Consider the following 25,512-nt stretch of genomic DNA (forward strand, 5'->3'; position numbering starts at 1 on the left):
GAATTGGGTCCAACAAGGGTTTCTAAGAATGACTGACGCACAAGATATTGCCGCGTTGATGGCCGACATCGGCAAACGTGCAAAGCAGGCGGCTGCAAAACTGGCTACAGCATCCGCAGATTGCAAAGAAAAAGCACTGAATGCCGCAGCAGATGCTGTTTGGGCCAACCGCGCGGACATTATGGCAGAAAACGCCAAGGATCTGGAATTTGGCCGCAACAAGGGCCTGTCGCCCGCAATGATGGATCGCCTTGCCCTGGATGAAGAGCGCATTGGTGGCATCGTCGCGGGTCTGCGTGCGGTTGCAGCCCAAGCTGATCCTGTTGGCGAGGTACTGGCGGAATGGACCCAGCCCTCTGGTCTGAACATTCAGCGGGTGCGTACACCGCTTGGCGTCATCGGCGTGATCTACGAAAGCCGACCGAACGTGACCGCCGATGCCGGCGCGCTGTGCCTGAAATCGGGCAATGCAGTGATCTTGCGGGGCGGGTCAGAGAGCTTTCACTCCAGCCAGGCCATTCACCGTTGTCTCGTCGAAGGGCTGCGCGCGGCGGATTTGCCGGAGGATGCAGTGCAACTGGTGCCAACGCGGGACCGTGCAGCGGTGCAGTGCCTGCTGACCATGACGGACACGGTGGATGTGATCGTGCCCCGTGGTGGCAAGGGGTTGGTCGGTCTCGTCCAGCGTGAAGCCCGTGTGCCGGTCTTTGCGCATTTGGAGGGGATTGTGCATATCTACCTCGACAAGGCTGCAGATCCGCAAAAGGCGCTGGATGTCGTGCTAAACGCAAAGACCCGCCGCACCGGAATTTGTGGTGCTGCTGAATGCCTTCTGATCCATCGCGATATTGCACCGACCCTCGGTGCAGAGGTGCTGGCCGCGCTCGCGGCAGCCGGGGTCGAAATTCGCGCCGAAAGTGGCCTGCCGGGGCCCGACGGAATGGTCGCCGCAAATGCGGATGATTGGGGGCGGGAATACCTGGATTCCATCATCGCGGCCAAACAGGTGGACAGCATTGATGATGCGATTGCCCACATCCGCACCCATCACTCGCAGCACACCGACTGCATCATCACCGAGGACGGTCGCGCGGTAGAGCAGTTCTTTGCCGAGCTGGACAGTGCCATCCTGATGCACAATGCCTCAACCCAGTTCGCAGATGGCGGGGAATTCGGCATGGGTGCAGAGATCGGGATCGCAACTGGCAAAATGCATGCGCGCGGGCCTGTTGGTGCGGCACAACTGACCAGCTTTAAGTATCTTGTGCGTGGCAACGGCGCCGTTCGGGCCTAACACTACGCAAAGTGTGAACTTGAAAAAGGCGCCGCAAGCGATTGCGGCGCCTTGATTTTTTCCAGTTTCGTGAAGCGTCAGAAGTGAATGGTCACACGTTCAAGCGTCTGTTCCACCCGAACCGTGCGGCCCAAGTCGCGGGCGGCCTCTGGCAGCATGGCAAACTGGACCAGCGCGGGTGTCACTGTTGCAGATGAGCTGCCACCGCTCACACGGGCCCAAAGCTCGTCATCGATGTTCAACTTGCTCCCCTCGCCAATGACGGTCCATTTGCCATCTGCGCAGAGGATATTGACGTTGCCGCCATAGGGCAGTCCGGTTTCAAGACAAAGACCAGCCAAAAGCGCCAGACGCACCTCAGCGCGGGTTGCGGGTTCCTGCGGTGTCCATTGGTATTTCAAGCGACCGCCCTTGGAGATGTCCTCGAGCACGGAAACCACCTCGGCCCGGCTGATCTGCTGTTCGCTGGCCGCGCCAAAGGCGATGCGGAAAAACCGGATCCTTGCGTTTGCATTTGCCACGCTGTCAGAGATCAGTTCCAGCTCGGGACCGGACATGTCGCCGGACATTCCAAGCAGCTCCAATCCGTTGTTGATCGCGCCGATCGGGCTGATCAGGTCGTGGCAGATGCGCGACCCTACCAAAGCCGCGAGATTAGCGTTATCTACAGACATATCTTTCCTCCGAATTGGGCCTTCACGCATGAACGACCTCAACGCCATACTTGCCCCTGGAATGCTCGTGACCCATCCAGACCACCCCGAATGGGGCACGGGACAGGTGCAAGCGAACGCAGGCGGCAGGATCACCGTCAATTTCCCCGATCAGGGAAAAGTGGTGTTCAACAGCGCCCAGGTGGCCCTTATTCCAGTCTTTGATCCGTCATAAGCATTTATGAACGGTTAACAAGCTATCGAAAATTTGAACCAAACTTGCACATGGCCTGCCTTATCGGCTAGCTGCGCGCAAGGCAAATCAGCTTTGGGCGGTTTCATGTCAACGCAATCCCCTCAATTTCAGGTCACCTTGGCCAGAACTGACGACGACCTGCGCGCAGCTCAGGCGTTGCGCTACGCAGTTTTTGTGCGCGAGCTGGGTGGCAGCGGAGAGATGGTTGACCATCAGGCCGGGCTAGAGCGGGATCGGTTCGATCCCTACTGTGACCATCTCTTGCTGCAGGATTTGAAACGCGCAGAGGTCGTGGGGGTTTACCGGGTTCTGCGATCGGATCAGGCCGCGCAGGCGGGGCAGTTCTACTCAGCCGATGAGTATGATCTGTCGGCCCTTGTTCAGTCCGGTCGCAAGCTGCTGGAACTGGGGCGATCTTGCCTTCACCCCGAATATCGCGGCGGCATGGCGATGTTCCACCTTTGGTCGGCTCTTGCGGAATATGTCGCAGCTCATGACATCGAAGTCCTGTTTGGCGTTGCCAGTTTTCACGGCACAGACGTGGGGCCGCTCTCTGATGCGCTGTCGATGCTGCATCACAACCACCTGGCCCCGGAAGAGCTGCGTCCGGTCGCAAAAACATACCAAGCAATGGATCTGATGCCCAAGGAGGCCGTTGATCGGCGCAAGGCGATGCTGGACACGCCTGCCCTGATAAAGGCGTATCTGCGTCTTGGTGGGGTTGTGGGGGATGGCGCCTATGTCGACCACGCCTTTAACACCACGGATGTCTGTCTGGTTCTTGATACCGCCAAGATGAACGAGCGCCAGCGTCGGATTTATGAGGGTGGGCGAAACTCCGCATGAGCACCTGGAACGACGAACAAACCCCCGACGCGCCGCGGATAACGGCCTTGGGGTGGGTCCTGGTGGGGGTGCGCGGGCTGGCCCTGGGACTGTTGGTGTTTGGCGGCCTTTTGGTTCTGCTGCTGATACGTCTGGCAGAGCGGCCGGTTTTCGGGCTGCACAGGCCAGTGACGCCCTTCATCACACAGTTTGTCTGTCGCAATGCGTTCCGCATTCTGGGAATGGGTTTTGAGACAAGGGGCAAGCTGATGGCAGAGCGGGGCGCAGTGGTCGCGAACCATACGTCCTGGCTTGATATCTTTGCCCTGAACGCGCGCAAACGGATCTATTTCGTTTCAAAGGCAGAGGTGGCCAATTGGCCCGGCATCGGATGGCTTGCACGAGCGACGGGGACCGTTTTCATCAAACGTGACGCCCGCGAGGCCCGCAACCAGACCGTGCTGTTTCAGCAGCGCCTGATGGCTGGCCACAAGTTGCTGTTTTTCCCGGAAGGGACCTCGACCGACGGGCTGCGGGTGCTGCCATTCAAGACCACTTTGTTTGCGGCGTTCTTTCATCCCACCCTGCGGGATGAGATTTCGGTCCAGCCAGTATCGGTGGTGTTCCTGCCGCCCAAGGGTGGCGATCGGAATTTCTATGGCTGGTGGGGAGACATGGATTTTGCCAGCCATTTGCTGCAGACCTTGGCGTCGCCGCGGCAAGGCCGGGTGGTTCTGACCTATCACCCTGCTTTGAAGGTTGCTGATTTTGCAGACCGCAAGGCACTGGCGGCGGCCTGTGAGGGGGCGGTCCGCCAAGGACATGAGGCGATTTGGGCCGAACGTCAGCCCTGATTTCCCACCAAATGGTGGGTCTGGGTCAGCTTGGTCCTTTTAGGTCTTGCGCATCTCTCCCAGCTGACTTATACGCGCGCCATTCAATCCGCAGGTGGGGATTGGCCTGTCCGGGGGAGACATCCCCGGTAGACCGCCGGTTGGAGCATCCGCTCTGAGACCCCCGCCAAGGCACGAAACCGGAAAAGGAAAAGATACATGGCTCTTCCCGAGTTCACCATGCGTCAGCTGCTTGAAGCAGGCGTACACTTTGGTCACCAAACCCAGCGCTGGAACCCGCGCATGGCACCTTTCATTTACGGTGCGCGCAACGGCATCCACATCATGGACCTGACCCAAACCGTTCCTATGCTGGACCAGGCTCTGACCGCTGTCCGCGACACCGTTGCAAAAGGCGGCCGCGTTCTGTTCGTTGGCACCAAGCGCCAGGCAGCTGCACCGATCGCAGAAGCCGCTGAGAAATCCGCTCAGTACTTCATGAACCACCGCTGGCTGGGCGGCACGCTGACCAACTGGAAAACCGTTTCCCAGTCGATCCAGCGTCTGAAAGACATCGACGAGCGCATGGCATCCGGCGCCGAAGGCCTGACCAAGAAAGAGCGTCTGGGCATGGAGCGTGACCAGGAGAAGCTGCAAGCGTCTCTGGGTGGTATCAGCGAAATGGGCGGTGTTCCGGATCTGCTGTTCGTCATCGACGTGAAAAAAGAAGCGCTGGCCATCGCAGAAGCCAACAAACTGGGTATCCCGGTTGTGGCTGTTGTTGACACCAACTGCTCCCCCGAGGGCGTTGACTACATCATCCCCGGCAACGACGACGCGGCACGCGCAATCGCGCTGTACTGTGATCTGGTCGCTCGCGCCGCTCTGGACGGCATGACCGCCCAGCTGGGTGCTGCAGGCGTTGACCTGGGTGCTCTGGAAGAAGCGCCGGAAGAAGAGGCTGTTGCGGCTGAAGCCGACGCCTGATCTTCGTGTCATCGATTTGACATGTGGGGCAGGGTAGACCTGCCCCAAACCGTATTTGACTTGAGGAGAGCCTAAGATGGCAATCACTGCAGCAATGGTGAAAGAACTGCGCGAATCCACCGGCGCAGGCATGATGGACGCGAAAAAAGCACTGGTCGAAAACGACGGCAACATGGAAGCCGCTGTTGACTGGCTGCGCACCAAGGGTCTCGCAAAAGCAGCCAAGAAATCCGGCCGTACCGCGGCTGAAGGTCTGGTCGCAGTTGTCGTCGAAGGCGGCAAAGGTGTTGCTGTTGAAGTGAACTCCGAAACCGACTTCGTTGCGAAAAACGCGGACTTCCAGGAAATGGTGTCCAGCATTGCAAAAGCAGCTCTGTCTGTTGACGACGTTGACGCGCTGAAAGCGGCTGACCTGGGCGGCAAGACTGTCGAAGCAACCATCACCGACAAAATCGCCACCATCGGCGAAAACATGTCCGTCCGTCGCATGGCGTCGATCGAAGGCACCAACGTCGTGTCCTACGTCCACAATGCTGCAACCGCAGGCATGGGCAAAATCGGTGTTCTTGTTGCAATGGAAGGTGGCGACGAAGCCATCGGCAAGCAGATCGCGATGCACATCGCAGCTGTGAACCCTGCCGCTCTGTCCGAAGCTGATCTGGACGCATCTGTCGTCGAGAAAGAAAAGCAGGTTCAGATGGACATCGCGCGCGAGTCCGGCAAGCCGGAGCAGGTCATCGAAAAGATGATCGTTGGCCGCATGAAGAAGTTCGTTGCTGAATCCACCCTGCTGAACCAGCAGTTCGTTGTGAACCCGGACCTGACTGTTGAAGCGGCTGCAAAAGAAGCAGGCGCAACCATCACCGGTTTCGTGCGTCTGGAAGTCGGCGAAGGCATCGAAGTCGAAAAAGAAGACTTCGCTGCTGAAGTGGCAAAAGCTGCTCAGGGCTAAGTCTTTCGACTTATGTTTTGATGGGGCCGGTGATCCGCGGGATCACCGGCCTTTTTCATGTCTGGTATACGGCTGAGAGATCCGGCCGTGAGACACGAAGGTGGATACTAAGACGGTGGATACGAAAAAGGGCCCTCATCCAAACGGAAAAGAGCCCCAAAATCATGCCGGCACTTGCGTCGAAGAATAGACGTAGCCACCGGACAGGTCTGAGCGCCTTGCAATTCCAAGGATCATACCCTGCAGTCCCAGGCCAAAGCCCCACTCACGGAACATGTTAAGTATGCCTATAAATTGAGCGGGATGGAAGTCATGAATTCCATACCAATTCAAATTTTCGCAAACGAATTGGTGGGGGAAACTATTGATAATTGTGCCGGTATTGGACGCCTAAAGAAAACTCACTCGTTTTCCATAGTGTACATCTGGTTGTGCAGCGCGGCCTTGAGAACCGCGTGGGCGGTGGTCTCCACCGACAGGGCCTCACGTGCGAGGCGGAGGTGCTTTTCGACCGTTGCTGTGGTCAGCCCCATCAAAACGGCAATGTCCTGGGTCGTCTTGCCATCCCCAACCCATTGCAACGCCTCGCGCTGACGGCGGGTCAGGCTGCGATTGGGGGGCTGATAGGGCAGGGTCAGGATCTTGAGATGGGCCATGTTGTTCATCAAGGTGATGTCGCGGCCGTGTTCGCGCCAGATGTCCTCGACATCATCCTGGTTGAGCCCATCGCGGGCAGCGAGCGAAATCGCCCCCTTGAAGCGGTCGGAGGAGGAGTTGAAGCTCACCGTGTAGCCTGCGGTGACACCATGTTTCGCATTGAATTCCAGAACCTTCTGCGCACTCTCTGAGAGCCCGCCATTGCTGATTTGGTCCTGTACGAGGGTCCAGCTGCCGGGGCCGTCGTTTTCCAGCGCCCAATGCAGCATGGGGGCGTCGAAATAAAGCCCGGAATTCACGAACCCTTCGACGTATTCGCTGCAATGGTTGGACAGGATGACGAAATCCTCAGGATCCCCCAGAGAGGTCTTGGTCTTTTGGCGGGTATAGCCGTAAAGAAGCTTGTCGAATTTATAGTCGCCCATTTGGCGCACGTGTTCGAGCCAAAGCTCCTCAAGGGTTTTGGCCGCACAGATAAAATCGAGGTAGGCGCGCAGTTTCATCCGTGTGTCGCGGGATTGAGATGCGCCCTGAGCGCATCCAGCGCCATCAGATAGCCCTGCGAGCCAAAGCCGCAGATCTGCCCCAACGCCGCTTTTGAAATATAGGACGTATGGCGAAAGGTCTCACGCGCGTGGATGTTGGAGAGATGGACTTCGACCACGGGCAGCTCGACGGAGTAGATCGCATCCATCAGGGCGATCGACGTATGGGTGTAGGCACCGGCGTTAAGGATCGCCGCGTCATAGACGCCTTTCGCCGCGTGAATGGCATCAAGGAGCACACCTTCGTGGTTGGACTGCATGCAGGTGACCTCCATGCCGACCTGCTTGCCGTAGGCAACGCAGCGCTCTTCGACCATCGTGAGGGTCTCGCTGCCGTAGACCTCTGGCTGGCGCGTGCCAAGAAGGTTCAGGTTCGGACCATTCATGACGAGGATCTTATGCATTTTGTGGTCCTGCTCTGGTGACATTGCCTGTGACCGGATCAGGAGCGCTGTCTTTGGTCGCGGCGGTTGGTTTTATGATGAGTTGACGGTGAAGCCGATGACGGCTCCCTTCGCTTTCTCACGTAATACCCTCATATTGATAAGTATTTCTACTATCTTTGCAAGCGCGCAGTGCGCAATCCGACCATAATGAAGGGGGGATCTTACTGATCGTTTACCATGACCACCTTGCCCATGACCTGCCTGTTTTGCATCTCTTCCAACGCTTTGGCTGCGTCTTTCATAGGGTAGATCGCGTGGATCAGGGGCTTGACCTGCCCACTTGCGTATAGATCGAACAGCGCCTGCATGTTGGCCTGATGGCCCTTTGGATCACGCTCCACGGCGGCGCCCCAGAACACACCGGCAATCTGGCACCCCTTCAAAAGTGGCAGATTGAGCGGGATCTTGGGAATCCCGGCCGGAAAGCCGACTACCAGATATCGACCCTGCCAGGCGATGGCGCGCAGCGCGGGTTCAGCATAAGAGCCCCCCACCGCGTCATAGATGACATCGACGCCAGCTTTCCCGGCCAGGGCCTTGATATTGCGCGAGAAAGAGATCTGCTCTTCCTTGTCTGGGTTGCGTCCGTAGATCACCGTATCGTCGGCGCCAAGGGCCTTGCAAACCTCTGCCTTGCCCGCATCCGAGACCGCCGCGATCACACGGGCGCCGGCCGCTTTGGCGATTTGGATGGCCGCCGTGCCAACCCCACCAGCGGCTCCAAGGATCAGAACGGTTTCGCCAGAACGCAACATCCCGCGTTCCATCAACGCGTGGTAGGAGGTGCCATAGGTGAAAACGAACGCCGCGGCATCAGTGTCAGGCATCGCATCCGGGATACGCAGCGCATCTGCGGCGTCGATACAGATATGCGTGGCAAATCCACCATGGCCGCTCAGCGCCATGACGCGATCGCCAACGGCAAAATCGGTGACCGCTGTGCCGGTGCTGACCACCACACCCGCGATTTCCCCGCCAGGGGCAAACGGGCGCGGTGGTTTGAACTGGTAGAGGTCACGGATCATCAGTGTGTCAGGGTAATTCACACCTGCGGCGCGGATCGCGACCAGTATCTGCGAGGGGCCGGGTTCGGGCGTTGGCGTCTCCGCCCACTCCAGTGTTTCTGGGCCTCCGGGCGTGATCGAGAGCATGGCGTGCATTGGCATTTCCCTGTGCAAACACCCGTCGCGCGGGCCATATGACGTGAAGTCTTCTGCGCAGATGCCCCGTTGTCAACGAAATTGCGAAATGTAATTCTGCTATGCAAAAGAGCTGTGCGCCAAGCGGCGCATTTGTCAGAAGTGCAGGGTAAGGTGTTGATTATGAGGGCTTTGGAATACACGCAGGCTGGTCAGGCGATGCCAGACGCCCTGCAAAAACTGCGGCTACCTTTGATCGGTGCGCCGCTTTTCATCATTTCAAACCCTGATCTGGTGATCGCCCAGTGCAAGGCTGGGATCGTGGGATCCTTCCCCGCGCTCAATGCGCGCGAGCAGGAGGGAGAGCCTCCGTTGCTGGAGAGTTGGCTGGAACGGATCACGGAAGAGCTCGACCGATACAACCAGGCCAACCCCGACACCCCGGCGGCGCCATTCGCCGTGAACCAGATCGTGCATCGTTCTAATGCCAGACTAGAGCGTGACCTGGAAATCTGTCATCGCTGGAAAGTGCCGATCTGGATCACATCCCTTGGCGCGCGGCCCGAAGTGAATGACGCCGCGCATGATTGCGGCGGCGTTGTTCTGCACGATGTGATCAACGATAGATTTGCGCGCAAGGCCATCGAAAAGGGCGCGGATGGGTTGATCGCTGTTGCGGCTGGTGCTGGCGGGCACGCAGGTGTTTTGTCACCTTTCGCGCTCATTTCGGAAATACGGACGTGGTTTGAGGGGCCATTGGCCCTTTCCGGCGCGATTGCAAATGGCCGCTCGCTTTTGGCGGCGCGGGCGTTGGGGGCTGATTTCGGCTATGCGGGTTCCCCCTTTATCGCCACAAAGGAGGCCAACGCCGAAACGGCATATAAGCAGATGATTGTCGACAGCACCGCTGAAGATATTGTTTATTCCTCATTGTTTACAGGGGTTTCAGGGAATTACCTCAAGCCATCAATCAAGGCTGCGGGCTTGGATCCGGATGATCTGCCCTCGGCGGATGCGAGCAAGATGAATTTTTCTGGCGGCTCCTCAAAGCCCAAAGCCTGGAAAGAAATCTGGGGGTCCGGTCAGGGGATTGGTGCCGTTACGGCCGTGAAGCCCGCCGCTGAATTGATTTCCGAAATCGATCAGGGCTACCGCGCGGCGTGCCGGTCCCTTGCTGCAGAGTTCGCAAACAACGAGGCGAACAGATGAGCAGCGCGCAAGGCATCGATTTGGACGCTGTTCAGCGGTATATGGCCGGCCGGCTGCCGGGTTTTGACAGCACCATCACAGCCGAGAAATTCCAGACCGGACAATCAAACCCGACGTTTCTGATCACCACAAGTGCTGGAAACTATGTCTTGCGCCGGAAACCGGCGGGGGCGCTACTGAAATCTGCACATGCGGTGGACCGGGAATTTCGTGTGCAATCCGCACTGGCCGACAGTGATGTTCCGGTCGCGAAAGTCTATCACCTCTGCCAGGATCCAGAGGTGATAGGATCTGATTTTTATGTTATGGAACATGTCGTTGGCCGGAACTTCTCAGACCCTGTGATGGGCGATATTTCCCCTGCGGAGCGAGGCGCCGTGATAGAGGAAATGAGCCGCGTTCTGGCTGCGCTCCACGATGTGAAGATCGGCGAGGTCGGCCTGGAGGACTATGGCCCGCAAGGCAACTATTTCGCGCGCCAGCTTGGCCGTTGGAGCAAACAATACCGCGCAAGCGAGGTTGAGCCCATCGAGGACATGGATGCTCTTATCGCGGCGCTTGATGCTGATTTGCCAGAGGATGACGGGCAAAGCGGACTGGTGCATGGGGATTATCGGATCGACAACATGATCTTTGCGCCTGATGGTGCGGCTTGTCGCGCGGTCCTGGACTGGGAACTGTCCACACTTGGCCACCCTTATGCAGATTTGGCCGGGGTCATCATGCAGTGGCAAATGCCACCAGGCCACGAGGGGCGGGGCCTTGCGGGAGTGGACCGCGCTGCTTTGGGACTGCCGAGTGATGCAGAGTTCATCGATCGCTACTGCGCCCGCCGCGGTCTCGCAGGGATCGACAGGTTTGGCTATTATCTTGCCTTCAGCTTTTTCCGGATGGCTGCCATTTTGCAAGGTGTCCGCAAAAGAGGGCTGGACGGCAACGCATCAAACCCAGAACATGCCGCAAGATTAGGGGCTTATGTGCCGGAGTTCGCGCGGGCGGGCCTGGGGGCACTGGCCAGGGCCTGAAGATAAAGGCAAAACATTCGCCGAGGGCACGTTGCGCAAGGACAGGCAGAAATGAGCGAAACCGAAGCAGATGCAGGCGGTGAAAAAGACCGGAATTTCGTCACCGCGCTGGCGCGTGGCCTGGATGTTTTGCGGGCTTTTCGCCGCAATGAGTTGGAGCTGACGAATACCGATCTTGCAGAGCGGACGAACTTGCCCAAACCCACGGTATCGCGGCTGACCTATACGCTGTGTCAGCTGGGCTATCTGGTGCAGGATGAACGATCCGGCAGCTATCGGCTGGGGGCAGGGGTGCTGCGTCTGGGCTATGGCGTTCTGGCGGGCATGGACATATCGGAACGTGCGTCCCAAATACTGCGCGATCTGCGCAATGGGGAAAATTCCTATATTACCAGCGCGTTGGGAGAAGCACATCATGCGGATGTGATCTATATCGCGGTGCATCGCTCTCGCGAGGATGTCTCGCTTGCGGCCCATGTCGGGATGCGCTTGCCGTTGTTTTTCTCTGCCATTGGCCGCGCGGTTCTTGCGGGCATGTCCGCAGATCAGCAGGCAGAGGCGCTGGCCGTGGCAGACCGGCTTGACCCAACCAGCAGGCAGGCCCGTCAGGACAGCCTGGGACGGGCGCAGGAAGAATACACCTCGCGGGGGTTTTGCACCGGCTATGGTGACTGGCGCGAGGATGTGAATGGTATCGCCGTGCCCGTTGTTTCATTGAATGGAATGCGGGTGTACGGACTGAATGTTGGCGGGCCGTCCTTTCATGTCAGCCGTCAAACCCTTGAAAACACGTATGCAGATCAACTGATATCGGCTGCTGAAACGCTCAGCATGAGGCCCTGATCTGCGCCTGGCAGCCTAGGCTCCGTAGTAATACGGAGGCAAAAACGCTCGACCCGACTGCGTGGCAGGCGCATGATGAATTGACTGCTCCGCCTTCAGAACCGGAGCCAATTGGAGACCAAGAATATTATGTCCGACAGTGAATGGATCACCCGCAAAGACCACGGCGGCGGTGTCTTTGAAATTCGGCTTGGCCGAGGCCCGGTCAACGCTTTGACGCCAGAATTCCTCAATCAAATCAAGGTAGAGTTTGACGCGATTGCGGTTGACCCGGACATTCGTGCCGTCATCCTGACAAGCCCGTTCAAGGTGTTTTCCGCCGGGATGGATTTGAAAGCCGCACGTGAATTTGACATTCCACGTCAGCAGGCTGTGGTGCGCGGACTGAACGAGGCGTTTCTTGCGATCTATGCCTGTCCCAAACCTGTAGTCGCTGCCATCAATGGCGCTGCGATTGCGGGCGGGATGTTCTTTGTCCTTTGCAGTGATGTCAGGGTGGCCATGGCCAAGACCAAGTTCGGCCTTGCAGAAGTGCAGGTCGGTGTCGATTTCCCGGTCGGTCCGCTCGAAATTGCCCGTGCGACGCTGGATGGGAATATCGCGCGTCGTCTGATGTTGACAGGACAGACCATTGGTCCGATTGCGGCGCGCAATTTCAATCTGGTCGATATCATCGCAGACGACGCCGAGGATCTGATGGGATATGCCCTGAAAGAGGCCCGCACATTGGCCGAGCTGCCAGCGGGCGCCTTTGCCTCGATCAAGCGCCAGCTGCGCGGTGACACGATCACCAAGATTGAAACCGCGATGGCCGCAGGCGCAAATGAACCCGCAAATGGTTGGTTTACCGAAGAAACCGTCCCGGCCATGACCAAGGTGATCGGCTGATCACCCGCAACAGGAGCACCGCCCATGACCGTTAACAGGTTAAACCGGATCAGGGATTGGCAACACCGCTACGTCGATCAAAAGAAATACGCCGGCAGCGCCGTTTTGATCAACCGGCATGGTGCGGAGCTCTATTATAGTGAGGTTGGCGCGCGCAACATCGAGGAGGATCTTGCATGGACCCGGGATACCGTCGCCCGGATCTATTCGATGACCAAACCCATCACATCTGTTGCTCTGATGATGCTGGTCGAGCGCGGGCTGATGCATCTGGATGCACCCGTCAGCGATTTCATACCTGAATTCAAAGAGATGCGGGCCCTTGTTGCGGGCGCGGAACATATCTGCCAAACCGAGGAAAGCCGCGCGCCGACCTTGCGTGAACTGCTGACGCACACCAGCGGGCTGAGCTATCCGTTCAATCCCGGTATCCTGGCGGAAGCAATGGCTGAGGCTGATCTGATGTTCAAACCGGGGCTGGGTGCGCTTGCCCCTCAAGTCAGAGAGCTGGCGCAGCTGCCTCTGGCATTCCAGCCCGGCACCCGGTGGGAGTATTCCGTCAGTATCGACGTCCTTGGCCGCGTGATCGAAGTGGTAAGTGGGCGGACATTGGAAGATTTCTTCCAACGCGAGATCTTTGATCCCTTGGATATGGCCATGACAGGGTTTCAGACCCCGGAAGGCATCGGCGACAAATTTGCCTCTCTTTATTCACCCTTGGCGGGCGACGCGATGGCCCTGAACGAGGCGCAGCGCGGAGGCAATCCACTTCGCCTGACGGATGATTATCACACCAGCCCATTTCACAGGACACAGATGCATTCCGGTGGCGGTGGCTTGGTCGGCACCATCGACGACTACATGCGATTTGCCGAGATGATCCGCCGAAAAGGCCACGCCGATGACGGCTTTATCATTTCCCCGCAAACAGTTGATTTCATGGTGCGAAATCATCTTTCAGGTGACATCGCATCGATGGGTCCGCAAAGTTTCGCTGAACAGCCAATGGAAGGAATGGGGTTTGGCCTCGGGGGCGCGGTTGTCCTTGATCCTGCACGCGCGCGCTGTCCGGGTTCGCCCGGCGACTTCAGCTGGGGTGGAATGGCGTCCACGTTTTTCTGGGTTGATCCTGTTCTGGATCTCAGCGTGGTTTTCTTTACCCAACTCGCGCCCTCAAGCTCATATCCGTCGCGGGCGGAGCTGAAAGCGCTGGTTCACGGCGCGCTTACGGATTAACGAAACAGGAGAGCGCAAGGCGCCGCGATTTGCGCGTGGCCGTTGCACCAATATCCAGATGAAAGTCGCCACGTAAATGCCTGAAGCTGCTGATGTTCTTCTCAATCTTCTGAACCTCGAGGAACTGGATCGCAATCTGTTTCGCGGGGTCGGCTCTGGCGGTGAAACGCCAACGCGTATTTACGGCGGTCAGGTCATCGCTCAGGCGTTGATGGCGGCGTATCTGACCGTGCCGGACCGGCTGTGTCACTCGCTTCATGCCTATTTTATCCGTCCCGGTGATCCATCCAAGCCGGTGATCTATGTGGTCGATCCTGCACGAGATGGCGGCAGCTTCACGACGCGGCGCGTAACCGCGATGCAGAACGGCAAGCAGATCCTGAACCTTGCTGCATCTTTTCACATCAACGAACCCGGCTGGGAACATCAGCACGACATTCCCGAGGTTCCAGGCCCTGAACAGTTGGTCTCGCGCGAGGATCTCCACAAGAAATTTGCCAGCGAAGTAAGCGAGAAGATCCGCGTTGAATTCACCCGTGAACGGCCTTTCGAAATCAGAGACATCGAGCCGCGCCATCCTGTCGACCCTGGAAAAGCCAGCGACATCAATCATATGTGGGTTCGGATGAAAGCGGCAAAGAACGCCAGTCCGCAGCTGCAACATGTGTTGATGGCCTATGTGTCGGACTACGGCTTGCTTGGATCTGCGCTACGGCCGCATGGGCTCAGCTTTCTCAACGGCGAAGCCATGACAGCGAGCCTTGATCACGCGATGTGGTTTCATGCGCCGGTGCAGTTTGACGCCTGGCATCTCTACACGATGGATTCTCCCTTTGCTGGCGGTGGTCGAGGGTTCAACCGAGGCTCCATTTTCACAGAAGATGGCCGATTGGTCGCCAGCGTCGCTCAGGAAGGGCTGATGCGCCCAATTTCCAGAACCTAAGCCAGGTCAACGGGTTCCAGGGTTCTGCATAGCATATATAATTACCATAATACAGATTATAAAACACACGGAAACGAGCAATTCGCTTCGGTCTCTCTGTTCTGCAGTCTTCCTTCTGTCATGTTTTTCAACCGGCAATCGCCCCGCGTGGAAGCAGCGTTTGTGGGCCAACATCCCTGATCAATCACCTGCGCCGGTGTGAAAAAAAAACCGGGATTTCCTTAAGATTTTCGATTCATCTTTTTTCAACACAGGTTGAGACGTCGGTCCCTGGCGTGCTACAAAATGGTACGCATTCATGGAGAGTTTTGTGATAACTCCGGTGCGACCGCCTGCTCAGCGTTGTTATGGCTGTGTGGGCGCAAATCTGTTTACCTGCATTTCTGCAAAGCCTGCCGATTACCTCGCTTTGGCTTTGCGAAAACTCCTGTTTGTTCGGAAAATTTCTCGCGCTGAACGGGGTCTGCAAAAATGCGGGCTGCTCTGGCGGTCTCTGGCCTCGCTTGGCGCGGTTTCGGGAGCACGTTAACCCCTGCCTGGCGCGATTGTTAGTTATTGCAGGTATTTGCGCAGGCCGGGCGTTAACCGTTTCGGCCAGACTTAGCCTCAGTCAGCACTGCAATTTGCAGCACAGATCTTTGCGCGAATTGCAGAGCGTTCGGGGTTTGCGAATTTGCCCAGCACCCTTGCATGAATTCAAAGGGTCCGCCAACGGTAAACATCTGAATCCATTAACAATATTGCAAGGATCTTAACAAAAAACCGCGCCTTTGGCATCCCAAAAGCGCGGTTTGTTTAATTTTTTCCGTCAGACGCGGAGTTTAGAAAAACGCCTGCAGGCCCGTTTGTGCGCGACCAAGGATCAGGGCGTGAACGTCGTGGGTGCCCTCATAGGTGTTGACTGTCTCCAGGTTCACCATGTGACGGATGACGCCGAATTCCAGGCTGATCCCATTGCCGCCGTGCATGTCACGTGCATTGCGAGCAATCTCCAGCGCCTTGCCGCAGTTGTTGCGCTTGACGATCGAAATCATCTCGGGCGCCGCGTTTGCCGCATCCATCAGACGACCGACCTGAAGAGAGGCCTGCAGGCCGAGGGTGATTTCGGTCTGCATGTTGGCAAGTTTCAACTGAAACAGCTGGGTATTTGCAAGCGGGCGGCCAAACTGTTTGCGGTCGAGCCCATATTGACGGGCGGCATGCCAGCAGAATTCTGCAGCCCCCATCGCGCCCCAGCTGATGCCGTAACGCGCCCGGTTCAAACAGCCAAACGGACCTTTCAGGCCTTCGACATGGGGCAGCAGCGCGTCTTCGCCGACTTCGACGCCGTCCATTACGATTTCACCGGTGATCGACGCGCGCAGCGATGCCTTGTTGCCGATCTTGGGAGCCGACAGCCCCTTCATGCCTTTTTCCAGCACAAAACCACGGATCTTTCCGCCGTGTGCTTCGGATTTGGCCCAGACAACAAAGACATCGGCGATGGGCGCGTTGGAGATCCACATTTTGGACCCGGTCAGACGGTAACCGCCATCAGTCTTTTCAGCGCGGGTTTTCATGCCTGCGGGGTCAGATCCGGCGTCCGGCTCGGTCAGACCAAAGCAGCCAATCCATTCACCGGAGGAAAGCTTTGGCAGGTATTTCTGGCGCTGTTCTTCGCTGCCATATGCGTAAATGGGATACATCACGAGCGAGCTTTGCACCGACATCATGGAGCGATAGCCGCTGTCGACGCGTTCGACCTCGCGCGCGACTAGACCATAAGAGACATAGCCCGCGCCAAGCCCGCCGTATTCTTCGGGGATGGTGGTGCCAAGAAGGCCCATCTCGCCCATCTCGCGGAAGATTTCAGGATCAGTTTCCTCGTTTTCATAAGCACTTAGAATGCGAGGTTGAAGTTTTTCCTGAGCATAAGAGCGTGCAGATGCCGCGATCATGCGTTCGTCTTCGGTCAATTGTTCGTCAAGACGCAGGGGGTCTTCCCAATTGAACTTGCCCAGATCGGGGGCGTCTTTGGCGCGCAGGGTCGGTTTGTCGGTCATTGGTCCACCTTTTGATCCTTGTGTCTGGGCCAGAGTTTAACCTTGCGGTAAGGTGAAAAACAGCGATAGAACCACAAGAAAACATGACAAAAGCTCATACATTGATGTGGTTCTGAATGGCGACACCTAGGCGATTTCTTCCATCAATTGCTGCGCTGCGCGCGCTTGAGGCACTCGACCGGCTTGGCAGCGCCTCGGCCGCGGCGGATGAGCTGTCGTTGACACAGGGCGCCGTCAGCAGGCAGCTGCAGGCGCTGGAACGGCAATTGGGCGTTGATTTGGTGCGGCGCGATCAGAAACGTCTCAGCCTCTCCGCAGAGGCGCAAACCTATGCATCAGAGGTGCGGCAGGCGCTCAATCAGATTGCGCAATCAACCCTGCGGGTGCAGGCAGCTCCGCTTGCGGGTACGCTGAACCTGGCCATTCTACCTGCCTTTGGAATGCGTTGGCTGATGCCCCGACTGCCAGAATTTGCCCGTCTCCATCCGGATGTGACAATCAACATGTCTACCCGGCTGGAACCCTTCAACTTTGTCGGTGAAGGCTTTGATGCTGCGATACATTTCGGATCTGCGGATTGGCCGGGAACCGAGGCGCTGTTGCTGAAACACGAGCAGATGCTGCCGGTTTGCGCACCTGATCTGCTCAATGGGCGCGATATCCCGGATCCGGCGGCTATTCTGTCCCTGCCCCTTTTGCACATTCAGACCCGTCCCAAGGCCTGGGCCCAGTGGTTTGAAAGCCACGGGGTTCCCGCATCCACGGGTTTGTCCGGCACAATGTATGACCAATTCTCAACCATCACCCAGGCGGCTTTGCATGGCCTGGGTGTGGCCTTGATGCCGGATTATCTGGTTGAACAAGACATTGCGACAGGCAGGCTTGTGGCGCTGCACCCTTCTCCGACAGAGAGTCGCGGCGCCTATTACCTAGTTTGGCCTGCAACCCGGTCCAAGGATCCGGCGCTTGTCAAATTTCGCGATTGGCTGGCAGGTCAGGCCCAGCCAGAGGATCCGCTGCCACGCTGAGCCCACAAAAACACCCCCTGGATCGCCAGGGGGTGCCAGATGCCATAGCGAAAGCACATTCTATCCCAGAGCGTAACCTGCCCCGCGCACAGTGCGCACCGGGTCAGTGCCGCCGTGCTGTGTCAGCGCCTTGCGCAGCCGACCGATGTGGACATCGACAGTGCGGGTGTCGACATAGATGTCCCTGCCCCAGACCCGATCCAAAAGCTGTTCACGGCTCCAGACGCGGCCGGGTTTTTCCATGAAAGTGGACAGAAGACGAAACTCTGTCGGGCCAAGCTTCAATTGCGTATCGGCACGGCTGACCTTGTGGGTTTCAGCGTCCAGAACGATATCGTCAAACTCCAGCCGAACACCAACCGTTGACGGACGGACCCGGCGCAACTGGGTCCGGACGCGGGCCATCAGTTCCACGACAGAGTACGGCTTGACGACATAGTCATCCGCGCCGGTTTCCAGACCACGCACCTTGTCGACCTCTTCCGACCGGGCGGATAGCATGATGATCGGGATATTGCGGGTTTCTGTGCGCGACTTCAGCCGACGACAGACCTCGATCCCGCTGAGGTTCGGCATCATCCAATCCAGAACGATGATGTCAGGCGTGTCCTCTTCCACGATCAAAAGCGCCTCTTCGCCGTTTTCGGCGCGCAGCACGCGAAATCCGTCGGCTTCCAGATTGTAGGCCAGCACCTCTCGCTGGGCCAGCTCATCCTCGACAACCAGTACCGTTGGTTGGTCCGCAGACATGGATCACACTCCCTGCTGCGGAATGGAAGAGGTGGTATCGGCCTTCTGGCGGTCATCCTCTGGCTTGTCGCCGGTCACGAGATAGACAACCTGCTCTGCAATCGAGGTGACATGATCGCCCATCCGTTCGACGTTTTTCGCGATGAAGTGCAGATGCATGCAGGGGGTGATGTTGCGCGGGTCTTCCATCATGAAGGTCAGAAACTCGCGGAACAGGGCATTGTACATCTGATCGACGTCCTTGTCGCGAGCGATGACATCATGGGCCAGTTCCACATCGCGCTGGATGTAGGAATCCAGCGCATCTTTCAGCATCAGCTCTACCTCGCGGGCCATCCGGCGCATGGCAGCGGCACTCTCAGACACATTTGGCCCCTGCGCGAGAACAGCCGTCCGCTTGGCGATGTTCTTGGCGTAGTCGCCGATCCGCTCCAGGTTGCCAGAAATCTTCATGACCGACAGAACCAGACGCAGGTCAACGGCTGCGGGGGCACGGATCGCGATGACGCGGGCGGCCTCTTCGTTGATCAACTCTTCCAGACCATCAATTGCCTTGTCGCCCTGGCGCACCTGCTGGGCCAGCTCTTCGTCGCGGGTTTCCAATGCGCGAGCGGCATCCATGATGGCTGCTTCGACCAAACCACCCATTTTCATGATCTGGGCCTGGATCGCTTCGAGGTCGCGGTCAAACGCGGATGCAATATGTTGTTCTACCATAATCTTGTCCTCGATCAGCCGATGCGGCCTGTGATGTAGCTTTCGGTGCGCGGATCTTCGGGGTTGGTAAAGATCTGGCCGGTTGCGCCAAATTCCACCAGATTGCCAAGGTGGAAGAAGGCGGTTTTCTGGCTGACGCGGGCGGCCTGCTGCATGGAGTGGGTCACGATCACAACCGAATAGCTGTCGCGTAGCTCGTCGATCAGCTCTTCGATCTGGGCCGTCGCAATGGGGTCCAGCGCCGAACATGGCTCGTCCATCAGCAGGACTTCGGGCTCTGTCGCAACTGCGCGTGCAATGCACAGGCGCTGCTGCTGGCCACCCGACAGACCAGTGCCCGGTGCATCAAGACGGTCTTTCACCTCGTCCCAGATGGCGCCACGGCGCAGGGATTTTTCAACGATCTCGTCCAGCTCCGCCTTGTTGGCGGCCAGGCCATGAATTCGCGGGCCATAGGCCACATTGTCATAAATCGACTTGGGGAACGGGTTTGGTTTCTGAAACACCATTCCAACCTTCGCGCGCAGCTGCACAGGGTCCACGCGGCTGTCATAGATGTCTTCGCCGTCGATTTCGATATCACCGGTCACACGGCAGATGTCGATGGTGTCGTTCATCCGGTTGAGGCAACGCAGGAACGTCGACTTGCCGCAGCCTGACGGGCCGATGAAAGCGGTGACCGTGTTGTCTTCGATCTCGACGTTCACGTCCTTGATCGCGTGAGACTCGCCGTAATAGACATTCACGTTCTTGGCGGCGATCTTGGTTTTTTGTGTTTCCACGTCTTTTTCCAATGCAGTCATCTGGTTCATTTCAGCCCCCACTTACCAGCGGCGTTCAAAGCGGCGGCGCAGGATCACAGCCACTGTGTTCATGGTTACGAGGAAGATCAACAGAATGATGATCCCACCCCAAGCGCGTTCGTAAAAGGCCGGATCGGCACGTTTGGCCCATTCATAGATCTGGGCAGGCATGGCCGAGTTCGGCGACAGCAAGCCATCGGCAATGGTTTCCGGTGCGTTGGATGCGATGAACCCAACCATACCAATCAACAAGAGCGGTGCGGTTTCGCCAAGGGCCTGCGCCAGACCAATGATGGTCCCCGTCAGGATACCGGGTGCTGCGAGCGGCAGCACATGGTGAAACACAGCCTGCATCCGCGAGGCCCCTACCCCAAGAGCCGCATCACGGATCGAGGGCGGCACGGCCTTGAGCGCGGCGCGGGTCGAAATGATGACAGTTGGCAGGGTCATCAGCGTCAGGACCAGACCGCCCACCAAAGGCGCGGACATCGGCAGGTGCATGTAGTTGATGAATACCGCAAGGCCGAGAATACCAAACACGATCGACGGAACCGCGGCGAGGTTGGAAATGTTCACCTCAATGATATCGGTCAACCAGTTTTTGGGCGCGAACTCTTCCAGATAGATGGACGCGGCGACGCCGATGGGCAGCGCCAGTGCAAGGACCACCAACATCATGAACAGCGACCCAAGCATGGAGACCCCCATGCCTGCGGCTTCGGGGCGCGCGTCAGAGGCATCTGCGCCGGTGATGAAGGCAAGGTTGAATGTCTTTTCAACCACGCCCGCGCTCACCAGTCCATCGACCAGATCCAGTTGTTCCGGCGAAATGCTTTTGTCATTGGTGATGCTGTCTCGGCTTACGCGGCCCTTCATGTAGCCGTCAACGCGGCTGGAGGCCAGAAAACGGAATTCTACGGTTTCGCCAATCTGATCCGGGTTTGCGATGACAAATTCGCGTAGTGTCGCGGCAGCGTTCTTTGACAGGATCCCGGCCATTTCCTTGGCTTTCAGCGGGCTGTCGATGCCGAGTTCGGCCACTTTGGCCTCTACCGCGGCCCGGATGATCGGCGCGTAGCCAAAGGTCGTGACCTTCTTGATCGCATCGATGTCGCGGGTGCCGGATTTGTCCAGCTTGCTCTCCAGCAGCTCAACCTCGAGCGTCACAAAGGTCTGCTGGAACGCACCGGTGCCACGCCCCACGATGGTTGTCACCAGGACACAGAGCATCAAGAGGCCGACCGAGATCGCAGCGATACCATAGGCGCGGAACCGGCGCTCTGCGGCATTGCGTTTGCGTGTGCGGGCGCTGTGCTGCAGCAGTGAGCAGCCCTTATGGTTTGCGGGATTTTGACGGGTGTCGGTCATTAGTCATACTGCTCCCGGTATTTGCGCACGATGTACAGCGCCAGGACATTGAGCCCGAGGGTCAGAACGAACAGCGTCAGACCAAGGGCAAAGGCAACAAGGGTTTCGGGGCTGGCAAAATCGGTATCGCCGGTCAGCTGGCTGACGATCCGGGTGGTGATCGTCGTCATGGATTCCAGCGGGTTGAGCGAGAATTTGGCAATCGCGCCAGCGCCCATCACCACGATCATGGTTTCCCCGATCGCGCGGGACGCGGCCAGCAGGATGGCGCCAACAATCCCGGGAAGCGCGGCCGGCAGAACCACCTGGCGGATGGTTTCAGACTTGGTCGCACCCAGCCCGAGAGAGCCATCACGCATCGACTGCGGCACCGCATTGATGATGTCATCGGACAGCGAGGACACGAAAGGGATCAGCATGATGCCCATGACCAGACCCGCTGTCAGAACAGAGGTTGCACCGCTCATCCATTCGACGCCCAGCAGACCGTCTTCGCCCTGCCCGAAGATCCGCACCAACATCGGCCCCACCGTCAACAGTGCAAAAAGGCCATAAACGATGGTCGGGATGCCTGCGAGGATTTCAAGCAGCGGCTTGGCAAAGGAGCGCACGGTGCCGCTGGCGTATTCGGACAGGTAGATGGCAGCAAACAAACCAACCGGCACAGCAACAAGCAACGCAATCAACGAGATGTAGAGCGTGCCCCACAGCAGCGGCAGGATTGACAGTTCACTGTCCCCGCGAAAGTTCGGAGCCCATGTCGAGCCAAAGAAGAAGTCGCTCCAGCTGTGCAGACCAAAGAAGTTCAGGCTCTCAAACAGCATGGAGAACACGATACCAACAGTGGTCAGGATAGCGAGGCTCGCGGCCAGGATCAGCAGCGCCATGATGCCCTGCTCGACCACGTTGCGGGCCCGAAAATCCTTGTGGGTGCGCCCGTAGGCCCAGGCAAATCCGCCCAGGGACAGCAAAAGAACCACAATGGTTTTCAACATGCTGCCCGTTGCTGTCAGGCTCCGATAGCGTTGGGCTGCAGCCAGCACCTCCGGGCTTACTTCGGAGCCAAGCGCGACACCAACCTGACCAAGCAGCGCCCGCACGTCGATGGTCTGTGCCTCAAGCGCATTGGCGCCCGCGGCATCCAGAACCCCTGCTTCCACTGCCTGATCCAGACCTTCGGCAAGGCGGCGCACATCGCTCATCACCAGCGAGACGGTGGTGTTTTCTGCAATGCTCTCGGCTGGGATCATCGCAGCGACGCGGCTTTCGATCATCATTGGCTGGGCCAAGGACCAAATCGCCAGCACAGCAAGGGCCGGGACAATCGCGCTGAGCGCGACATTGTGGCCGTAGTAGGCCGGCAGGGAATGCAGAAGCTTCACATCGCCTCCGGCTGAGGCAAGCGCGCGTTGGCGCCCCAGCACAAAACCCAGAGCCGCGAGGGCAATCAGGGTAAATACGAGCCATAGTGTCGGCATCAAAGTCTCCGTTTCGGTGGGACGGATAGGTCAGAAAAACTGCGACGCGGGATCCGGCGCATGGCCAGAGGGGTAACAACAAGAGCCGGGGCAACACTCTGCCCCGGCCCGATTTTCATTCTTGCCAGAGCGCTTAGGAATTGCCGCCCATCACGGCTTCCTCTGCAACGGCAGCCTGGGTCTTGCTGAGTTCCGGATCGGATACCAGACCGTATTCTGCCAGCGGGCCATCGGGGCCTGCCACTTCGTCCGCGACGAAGAATTCAGCATATTCTTTCAGGCCGGGAATGACGCCGATGTGGGCTTTTTTCACGTAGAAGAACAACGGGCGGGATACGGGGTATTCGCCGGTTGCGATGCTCTCGGTGGAGGGCACGACGCCAGACATGGTCGCGACCTGCAGCTTGTCGGTGTTGTTCTCATAAAACGCCAGGCCAAAGACGCCGATGCCGTCCTTGTTGCTTTCGATGCGCGCCAGGGTTTCGGTGTAGTCACCGTCGATGTCCACGGACACACCATCGGTGCGCAGAGAGATACAGGCCTTTTCAGCCGCCTTGTGCTTGGCCTTGTCGCTGTCGCCTTCAGCAGCCGCCAGCAGGACGTCGAATGCGCCGGTGGCTTCGCAACCCGCCAGGATAACCTTGTCTTCGAACACTTCACGGGTGCCGTGCTTGGTGCCGGGGATAAAGGCCTGGATGTCCTGTGCCGGGAACGCGGTGTTCACGTCAGCCCAGGTCTTGTTCGGGTTGGCAACCATCTTGCCGTCAACGAGGATCTCGTCGGACAGGGCCAGGAACCAATCGCTCGGGGTGTATTCGAAACCGTTGCCGTTGATGTCCGATGCAAAGACGATGCCGTCATAGCCGATCTGGACTTCGATGATATCGGTCACGCCGTTTTCGGCGCAGGCTTTGATTTCTTTGTCCTTGATGCGGCGCGATGCGTTTGCGACGTCGATGGTGTTTTCACCCACACCTTCGCAGAACCGCTTCAGACCAGCCGAGGACCCGCCGGATTCAACAACAGGTGTCGGGAAGTCAAAGTTCTCGCCAAAAGCTTCGGCCACGATCGAAGCGTAGGGCAGAACGGTCGAAGAACCGGCAACCTGCACCTGATCGCGCGCAGCAGCGGCGGTTGCAGAAACGGCCGAAATAGCCAGGGCGGAAGCGGTAAATTTCACAAAGGACATCTGTTGTCTCCTTGGGTGTCAATTTTCAGGACCATCCCCTGATGATCTTGCGCCCTGACCTAAGGGCCGCGCATGTGCCTTTTGTGACAGGTATGTAACAGCTGTATGACAATCCCCGCGAGGAGGCAGTTTTCATGACAAAAAACGCCGATATTCAGATGCAGCGTTAACTATTTTCGGCTTGGGAGAAGGGGGAAACCCCTGCCCGCCGTTTGCGGGTTTTCAGATATTATATAGCGATGTCAGTTGCTTGGCGCGCGCGATCCAGGGCGGCCGCCCCGTCTCGACCGGAAACGGCCTTTGTGACACGTCTTGTCGTTGGTAAGGCAGCGCCGGAAAAATCAGCGGGGCAATATGACAGTGAAGGTTGTGCCCTTGCCGGCGCTGCTTTCGACTCGCATCCGGCCGCGATGGCGATTGACGATGTGCTTTACAATCGCAAGCCCGAGCCCGGTGCCCCCCTGTTCGCGAGAGCGATGGGTGTCGACGCGGTAAAACCGTTCAGTCAATCGGGGCAGATGGATAGGGTCAATGCCCGCCCCATTGTCGATGACCTGAACCCGCACGGCAGCTGCGCGCACAGCGGGGTCGCGGTCTGACAGGGACAGACGGACCAGCACCTGATTGCCCCCGTATTTGATCGCGTTTTCCACCAGATTGGTGAAAACCTGCTGCAGCTGATCCGGGTCGCCGGTCACCAAGGTGGGCGTCTGCGGAACCTCGAGCGCCAGGGACACCTCTTTGGCCTGGGCCACGGGTTCGAGCGATTTCAGTGTTGAGGCAAGATGTGCGCCCAGATCCAGCTGCTCGCGCGGGCGCACGCGCTCTTCGCTTTCTACACGGTTCAACGACAACAGGTCACCAACCAAGCGGTTCATGCGGTTGGCTTCCCCCTGCATGATCTCAAGGAACCGTTCGCGTGCGGTGGCATCATCGCGGGCCGGCCCACGCAGGGTTTCGATAAACCCCATCAGCGCCGTCAACGGTGTGCGCAGCTCGTGGCTGACGTTTGCGACGAAATCCCGCCGCATCTGGCTGGCCTGCTCACGTTCTGTGATATCGGTGAGACTGACGAGGGCCGCGCCCCCGTTGACTGCCCCAATTCCCGGAATATAGCGCAGGCAAACCTCAAACGTGGTGTCTTGCGCACCGTCATTGGACAGATGGCGCGCCGATCTTGGCTGCCGGTCGTGAAGACAGCCCTCAATCGCAGCCGCAACACTGGGTTGGCGCAGGATGGTGGCGAAATGGCGCCCGACAAGATGTGCGCCCAAAAGGGTCTTCGCCGCCGCATTTGCAGCGATGAAGCGTTCACTTTGATCCACCAGCACGGCAGGCAGAGGCATGGCTTCCATGAAGCCATCAATCAGATCCTGTGCCATCCGTCGCCTCCGTAGCTGCCCTGC

General features: G+C 58.1%; 25 protein-coding genes. 13 read left to right on the plus strand and 12 right to left on the minus strand.

The window, feature by feature from the left end:
• Window positions 1-28: 28 nt before the first annotated feature.
• A complete protein-coding gene (locus tag KUV39_RS03165; RefSeq protein ID WP_222458901.1) occupies window positions 29-1,294 on the plus strand; it encodes a glutamate-5-semialdehyde dehydrogenase in 1,266 nt (421 codons plus the stop codon).
• 77 nt (window positions 1,295-1,371) lie between these two features.
• On the opposite strand, the gene KUV39_RS03170 is transcribed toward KUV39_RS03165, so the two are convergent.
• Window positions 1,372-1,968, minus strand: a complete 597-nt coding sequence (locus tag KUV39_RS03170; protein ID WP_008562428.1) for a histidine phosphotransferase family protein — start codon at window positions 1,966-1,968, stop codon at window positions 1,372-1,374.
• 28 nt (window positions 1,969-1,996) lie between these two features.
• Here KUV39_RS03170 and KUV39_RS03175 point away from each other — a divergent pair, with 28 nt between their 5' ends.
• From KUV39_RS03175 to tsf, 5 genes are all read left to right on the plus strand, one after another.
• Window positions 1,997-2,182 carry a DUF3553 domain-containing protein gene (locus KUV39_RS03175; RefSeq protein ID WP_222458902.1) on the plus strand — a complete coding sequence of 62 codons (186 nt, stop codon included), beginning with the start codon at window positions 1,997-1,999 and terminating at the stop codon, window positions 2,180-2,182.
• A 105-nt stretch (window positions 2,183-2,287) separates the two neighbouring features.
• Entirely contained in the window at window positions 2,288-3,049 is a 762-nt protein-coding gene (olsB, locus tag KUV39_RS03180; RefSeq protein WP_222458903.1) for an L-ornithine N(alpha)-acyltransferase, read from the plus strand.
• Complete coding sequence (gene olsA / locus KUV39_RS03185) at window positions 3,046-3,882, plus strand: lyso-ornithine lipid O-acyltransferase (protein WP_050673476.1); 837 nt, start codon at window positions 3,046-3,048, stop codon at window positions 3,880-3,882. The genes olsB and olsA overlap by 4 nt, the downstream gene beginning before the upstream one ends.
• A gap of 198 nt (window positions 3,883-4,080) precedes the next feature.
• Window positions 4,081-4,848 carry a 30S ribosomal protein S2 gene (rpsB, locus tag KUV39_RS03190; protein WP_037302377.1) on the plus strand — a complete coding sequence of 256 codons (768 nt, stop codon included), beginning with the start codon at window positions 4,081-4,083 and terminating at the stop codon, window positions 4,846-4,848.
• A 76-nt stretch (window positions 4,849-4,924) separates the two neighbouring features.
• Window positions 4,925-5,800 carry a translation elongation factor Ts gene (tsf, locus tag KUV39_RS03195; protein ID WP_008561467.1) on the plus strand — a complete coding sequence of 292 codons (876 nt, stop codon included), beginning with the start codon at window positions 4,925-4,927 and terminating at the stop codon, window positions 5,798-5,800.
• 401 nt (window positions 5,801-6,201) lie between these two features.
• Here the strand turns inward: tsf and KUV39_RS03200 are convergent, their stop codons facing one another.
• The 3 genes from KUV39_RS03200 to KUV39_RS03210 form a co-directional block, all read right to left on the minus strand.
• A complete protein-coding gene (locus KUV39_RS03200) occupies window positions 6,202-6,960 on the minus strand; it encodes a LuxR family transcriptional regulator (protein WP_222458904.1) in 759 nt (252 codons plus the stop codon).
• Window positions 6,957-7,406 carry a type II 3-dehydroquinate dehydratase gene (gene aroQ, locus KUV39_RS03205; RefSeq protein WP_222458905.1) on the minus strand — a complete coding sequence of 150 codons (450 nt, stop codon included), beginning with the start codon at window positions 7,404-7,406 and terminating at the stop codon, window positions 6,957-6,959. The genes KUV39_RS03200 and aroQ overlap by 4 nt, the downstream gene beginning before the upstream one ends.
• A gap of 203 nt (window positions 7,407-7,609) precedes the next feature.
• Window positions 7,610-8,608 (minus strand): NADPH:quinone oxidoreductase family protein, encoded by a 999-nt coding sequence (locus tag KUV39_RS03210; protein ID WP_222458906.1) that lies wholly within the window; start codon window positions 8,606-8,608, stop codon window positions 7,610-7,612.
• Window positions 8,609-8,770: 162 nt separating this feature from the next.
• Here KUV39_RS03210 and KUV39_RS03215 point away from each other — a divergent pair, with 162 nt between their 5' ends.
• From KUV39_RS03215 to KUV39_RS03240, 6 genes are all read left to right on the plus strand, one after another.
• The gene (locus KUV39_RS03215; RefSeq protein ID WP_244998200.1) at window positions 8,771-9,796 is read left to right on the plus strand and encodes an NAD(P)H-dependent flavin oxidoreductase; all 1,026 of its coding nucleotides are present in this window, start codon (window positions 8,771-8,773) and stop codon (window positions 9,794-9,796) included.
• On the plus strand, window positions 9,793-10,821 hold the full coding sequence (locus KUV39_RS03220) for a phosphotransferase family protein (protein WP_222458907.1): 1,029 nt from the start codon (window positions 9,793-9,795) through the stop codon (window positions 10,819-10,821). The genes KUV39_RS03215 and KUV39_RS03220 overlap by 4 nt, the downstream gene beginning before the upstream one ends.
• Window positions 10,822-10,872: 51 nt before the next feature.
• Window positions 10,873-11,664 (plus strand): IclR family transcriptional regulator, encoded by a 792-nt coding sequence (locus KUV39_RS03225; protein ID WP_008559201.1) that lies wholly within the window; start codon window positions 10,873-10,875, stop codon window positions 11,662-11,664.
• Window positions 11,665-11,793: 129 nt separating this feature from the next.
• Window positions 11,794-12,552, plus strand: coding sequence for an enoyl-CoA hydratase/isomerase family protein (locus KUV39_RS03230; protein WP_037302374.1), 759 nt, complete (start codon window positions 11,794-11,796; stop codon window positions 12,550-12,552).
• Window positions 12,553-12,576: 24 nt separating this feature from the next.
• On the plus strand, window positions 12,577-13,788 hold the full coding sequence (locus KUV39_RS03235; RefSeq protein ID WP_222458908.1) for a serine hydrolase domain-containing protein: 1,212 nt from the start codon (window positions 12,577-12,579) through the stop codon (window positions 13,786-13,788).
• A gap of 76 nt (window positions 13,789-13,864) precedes the next feature.
• Window positions 13,865-14,731, plus strand: coding sequence for an acyl-CoA thioesterase (locus KUV39_RS03240; protein WP_222458909.1), 867 nt, complete (start codon window positions 13,865-13,867; stop codon window positions 14,729-14,731).
• Window positions 14,732-15,552: 821 nt separating this feature from the next.
• Here the strand turns inward: KUV39_RS03240 and KUV39_RS03245 are convergent.
• Window positions 15,553-16,773 carry an acyl-CoA dehydrogenase gene (locus KUV39_RS03245; protein WP_008563184.1) on the minus strand — a complete coding sequence of 407 codons (1,221 nt, stop codon included), beginning with the start codon at window positions 16,771-16,773 and terminating at the stop codon, window positions 15,553-15,555.
• A 116-nt stretch (window positions 16,774-16,889) separates the two neighbouring features.
• Here KUV39_RS03245 and KUV39_RS03250 point away from each other — a divergent pair, with 116 nt between their 5' ends.
• The gene (locus tag KUV39_RS03250; protein ID WP_222458910.1) at window positions 16,890-17,801 is read left to right on the plus strand and encodes a LysR family transcriptional regulator; all 912 of its coding nucleotides are present in this window, start codon (window positions 16,890-16,892) and stop codon (window positions 17,799-17,801) included.
• A 60-nt stretch (window positions 17,802-17,861) separates the two neighbouring features.
• Here the strand turns inward: KUV39_RS03250 and phoB are convergent, their stop codons facing one another.
• The 7 genes from phoB to KUV39_RS03285 form a co-directional block, all read right to left on the minus strand.
• Window positions 17,862-18,551 (minus strand): phosphate regulon transcriptional regulator PhoB, encoded by a 690-nt coding sequence (gene phoB, locus KUV39_RS03255; RefSeq protein WP_222458911.1) that lies wholly within the window; start codon window positions 18,549-18,551, stop codon window positions 17,862-17,864.
• Between the two features lie 3 nt (window positions 18,552-18,554).
• A complete protein-coding gene (gene phoU, locus KUV39_RS03260) occupies window positions 18,555-19,268 on the minus strand; it encodes a phosphate signaling complex protein PhoU (protein WP_008561430.1) in 714 nt (237 codons plus the stop codon).
• A 14-nt stretch (window positions 19,269-19,282) separates the two neighbouring features.
• Window positions 19,283-20,080, minus strand: a complete 798-nt coding sequence (gene pstB / locus KUV39_RS03265) for a phosphate ABC transporter ATP-binding protein PstB (protein ID WP_008561093.1) — start codon at window positions 20,078-20,080, stop codon at window positions 19,283-19,285.
• A gap of 12 nt (window positions 20,081-20,092) precedes the next feature.
• Entirely contained in the window at window positions 20,093-21,439 is a 1,347-nt protein-coding gene (pstA, locus tag KUV39_RS03270) for a phosphate ABC transporter permease PstA (RefSeq protein ID WP_222458912.1), read from the minus strand.
• Complete coding sequence (pstC, locus tag KUV39_RS03275) at window positions 21,439-22,917, minus strand: phosphate ABC transporter permease subunit PstC (protein WP_222458913.1); 1,479 nt, start codon at window positions 22,915-22,917, stop codon at window positions 21,439-21,441. The genes pstA and pstC overlap by 1 nt, the downstream gene beginning before the upstream one ends.
• A 133-nt stretch (window positions 22,918-23,050) precedes the next feature.
• Window positions 23,051-24,106 carry a substrate-binding domain-containing protein gene (locus KUV39_RS03280; protein WP_008560323.1) on the minus strand — a complete coding sequence of 352 codons (1,056 nt, stop codon included), beginning with the start codon at window positions 24,104-24,106 and terminating at the stop codon, window positions 23,051-23,053.
• A 341-nt stretch (window positions 24,107-24,447) separates the two neighbouring features.
• On the minus strand, window positions 24,448-25,488 hold the full coding sequence (locus KUV39_RS03285; protein WP_046210275.1) for an ATP-binding protein: 1,041 nt from the start codon (window positions 25,486-25,488) through the stop codon (window positions 24,448-24,450).
• Window positions 25,489-25,512: the final 24 nt, after the last annotated feature.

The organism is Phaeobacter italicus (assembly GCF_019801785.1).
Taxonomy (GTDB): domain Bacteria; phylum Pseudomonadota; class Alphaproteobacteria; order Rhodobacterales; family Rhodobacteraceae; genus Phaeobacter; species Phaeobacter italicus.

What these genes read in the sequence shown, in the direction of transcription:
- KUV39_RS03165 (WP_222458901.1), top strand. Translation starts at nt 29, where the DNA reads ATGACTGACGCACAAGATATTGCCGCGTTGATGGCCGACATCGGCAAA.
- KUV39_RS03170 (WP_008562428.1), bottom strand. Translation starts at nt 1,968, where the DNA reads ATGTCTGTAGATAACGCTAATCTCGCGGCTTTGGTAGGGTCGCGCATC.
- KUV39_RS03175 (WP_222458902.1), top strand. Translation starts at nt 1,997, where the DNA reads ATGAACGACCTCAACGCCATACTTGCCCCTGGAATGCTCGTGACCCAT.
- olsB (WP_222458903.1), top strand. Translation starts at nt 2,288, where the DNA reads ATGTCAACGCAATCCCCTCAATTTCAGGTCACCTTGGCCAGAACTGAC.
- olsA (WP_050673476.1), top strand. Translation starts at nt 3,046, where the DNA reads ATGAGCACCTGGAACGACGAACAAACCCCCGACGCGCCGCGGATAACG.
- rpsB (WP_037302377.1), top strand. Translation starts at nt 4,081, where the DNA reads ATGGCTCTTCCCGAGTTCACCATGCGTCAGCTGCTTGAAGCAGGCGTA.
- tsf (WP_008561467.1), top strand. Translation starts at nt 4,925, where the DNA reads ATGGCAATCACTGCAGCAATGGTGAAAGAACTGCGCGAATCCACCGGC.
- KUV39_RS03200 (WP_222458904.1), bottom strand. Translation starts at nt 6,960, where the DNA reads ATGAAACTGCGCGCCTACCTCGATTTTATCTGTGCGGCCAAAACCCTT.
- aroQ (WP_222458905.1), bottom strand. Translation starts at nt 7,406, where the DNA reads ATGCATAAGATCCTCGTCATGAATGGTCCGAACCTGAACCTTCTTGGC.
- KUV39_RS03210 (WP_222458906.1), bottom strand. Translation starts at nt 8,608, where the DNA reads ATGCACGCCATGCTCTCGATCACGCCCGGAGGCCCAGAAACACTGGAG.
- KUV39_RS03215 (WP_244998200.1), top strand. Translation starts at nt 8,771, where the DNA reads ATGAGGGCTTTGGAATACACGCAGGCTGGTCAGGCGATGCCAGACGCC.
- KUV39_RS03220 (WP_222458907.1), top strand. Translation starts at nt 9,793, where the DNA reads ATGAGCAGCGCGCAAGGCATCGATTTGGACGCTGTTCAGCGGTATATG.
- KUV39_RS03225 (WP_008559201.1), top strand. Translation starts at nt 10,873, where the DNA reads ATGAGCGAAACCGAAGCAGATGCAGGCGGTGAAAAAGACCGGAATTTC.
- KUV39_RS03230 (WP_037302374.1), top strand. Translation starts at nt 11,794, where the DNA reads ATGTCCGACAGTGAATGGATCACCCGCAAAGACCACGGCGGCGGTGTC.
- KUV39_RS03235 (WP_222458908.1), top strand. Translation starts at nt 12,577, where the DNA reads ATGACCGTTAACAGGTTAAACCGGATCAGGGATTGGCAACACCGCTAC.
- KUV39_RS03240 (WP_222458909.1), top strand. Translation starts at nt 13,865, where the DNA reads ATGCCTGAAGCTGCTGATGTTCTTCTCAATCTTCTGAACCTCGAGGAA.
- KUV39_RS03245 (WP_008563184.1), bottom strand. Translation starts at nt 16,773, where the DNA reads ATGACCGACAAACCGACCCTGCGCGCCAAAGACGCCCCCGATCTGGGC.
- KUV39_RS03250 (WP_222458910.1), top strand. Translation starts at nt 16,890, where the DNA reads ATGGCGACACCTAGGCGATTTCTTCCATCAATTGCTGCGCTGCGCGCG.
- phoB (WP_222458911.1), bottom strand. Translation starts at nt 18,551, where the DNA reads ATGTCTGCGGACCAACCAACGGTACTGGTTGTCGAGGATGAGCTGGCC.
- phoU (WP_008561430.1), bottom strand. Translation starts at nt 19,268, where the DNA reads ATGGTAGAACAACATATTGCATCCGCGTTTGACCGCGACCTCGAAGCG.
- pstB (WP_008561093.1), bottom strand. Translation starts at nt 20,080, where the DNA reads ATGAACCAGATGACTGCATTGGAAAAAGACGTGGAAACACAAAAAACC.
- pstA (WP_222458912.1), bottom strand. Translation starts at nt 21,439, where the DNA reads ATGACCGACACCCGTCAAAATCCCGCAAACCATAAGGGCTGCTCACTG.
- pstC (WP_222458913.1), bottom strand. Translation starts at nt 22,917, where the DNA reads ATGCCGACACTATGGCTCGTATTTACCCTGATTGCCCTCGCGGCTCTG.
- KUV39_RS03280 (WP_008560323.1), bottom strand. Translation starts at nt 24,106, where the DNA reads ATGTCCTTTGTGAAATTTACCGCTTCCGCCCTGGCTATTTCGGCCGTT.
- KUV39_RS03285 (WP_046210275.1), bottom strand. Translation starts at nt 25,488, where the DNA reads ATGGCACAGGATCTGATTGATGGCTTCATGGAAGCCATGCCTCTGCCT.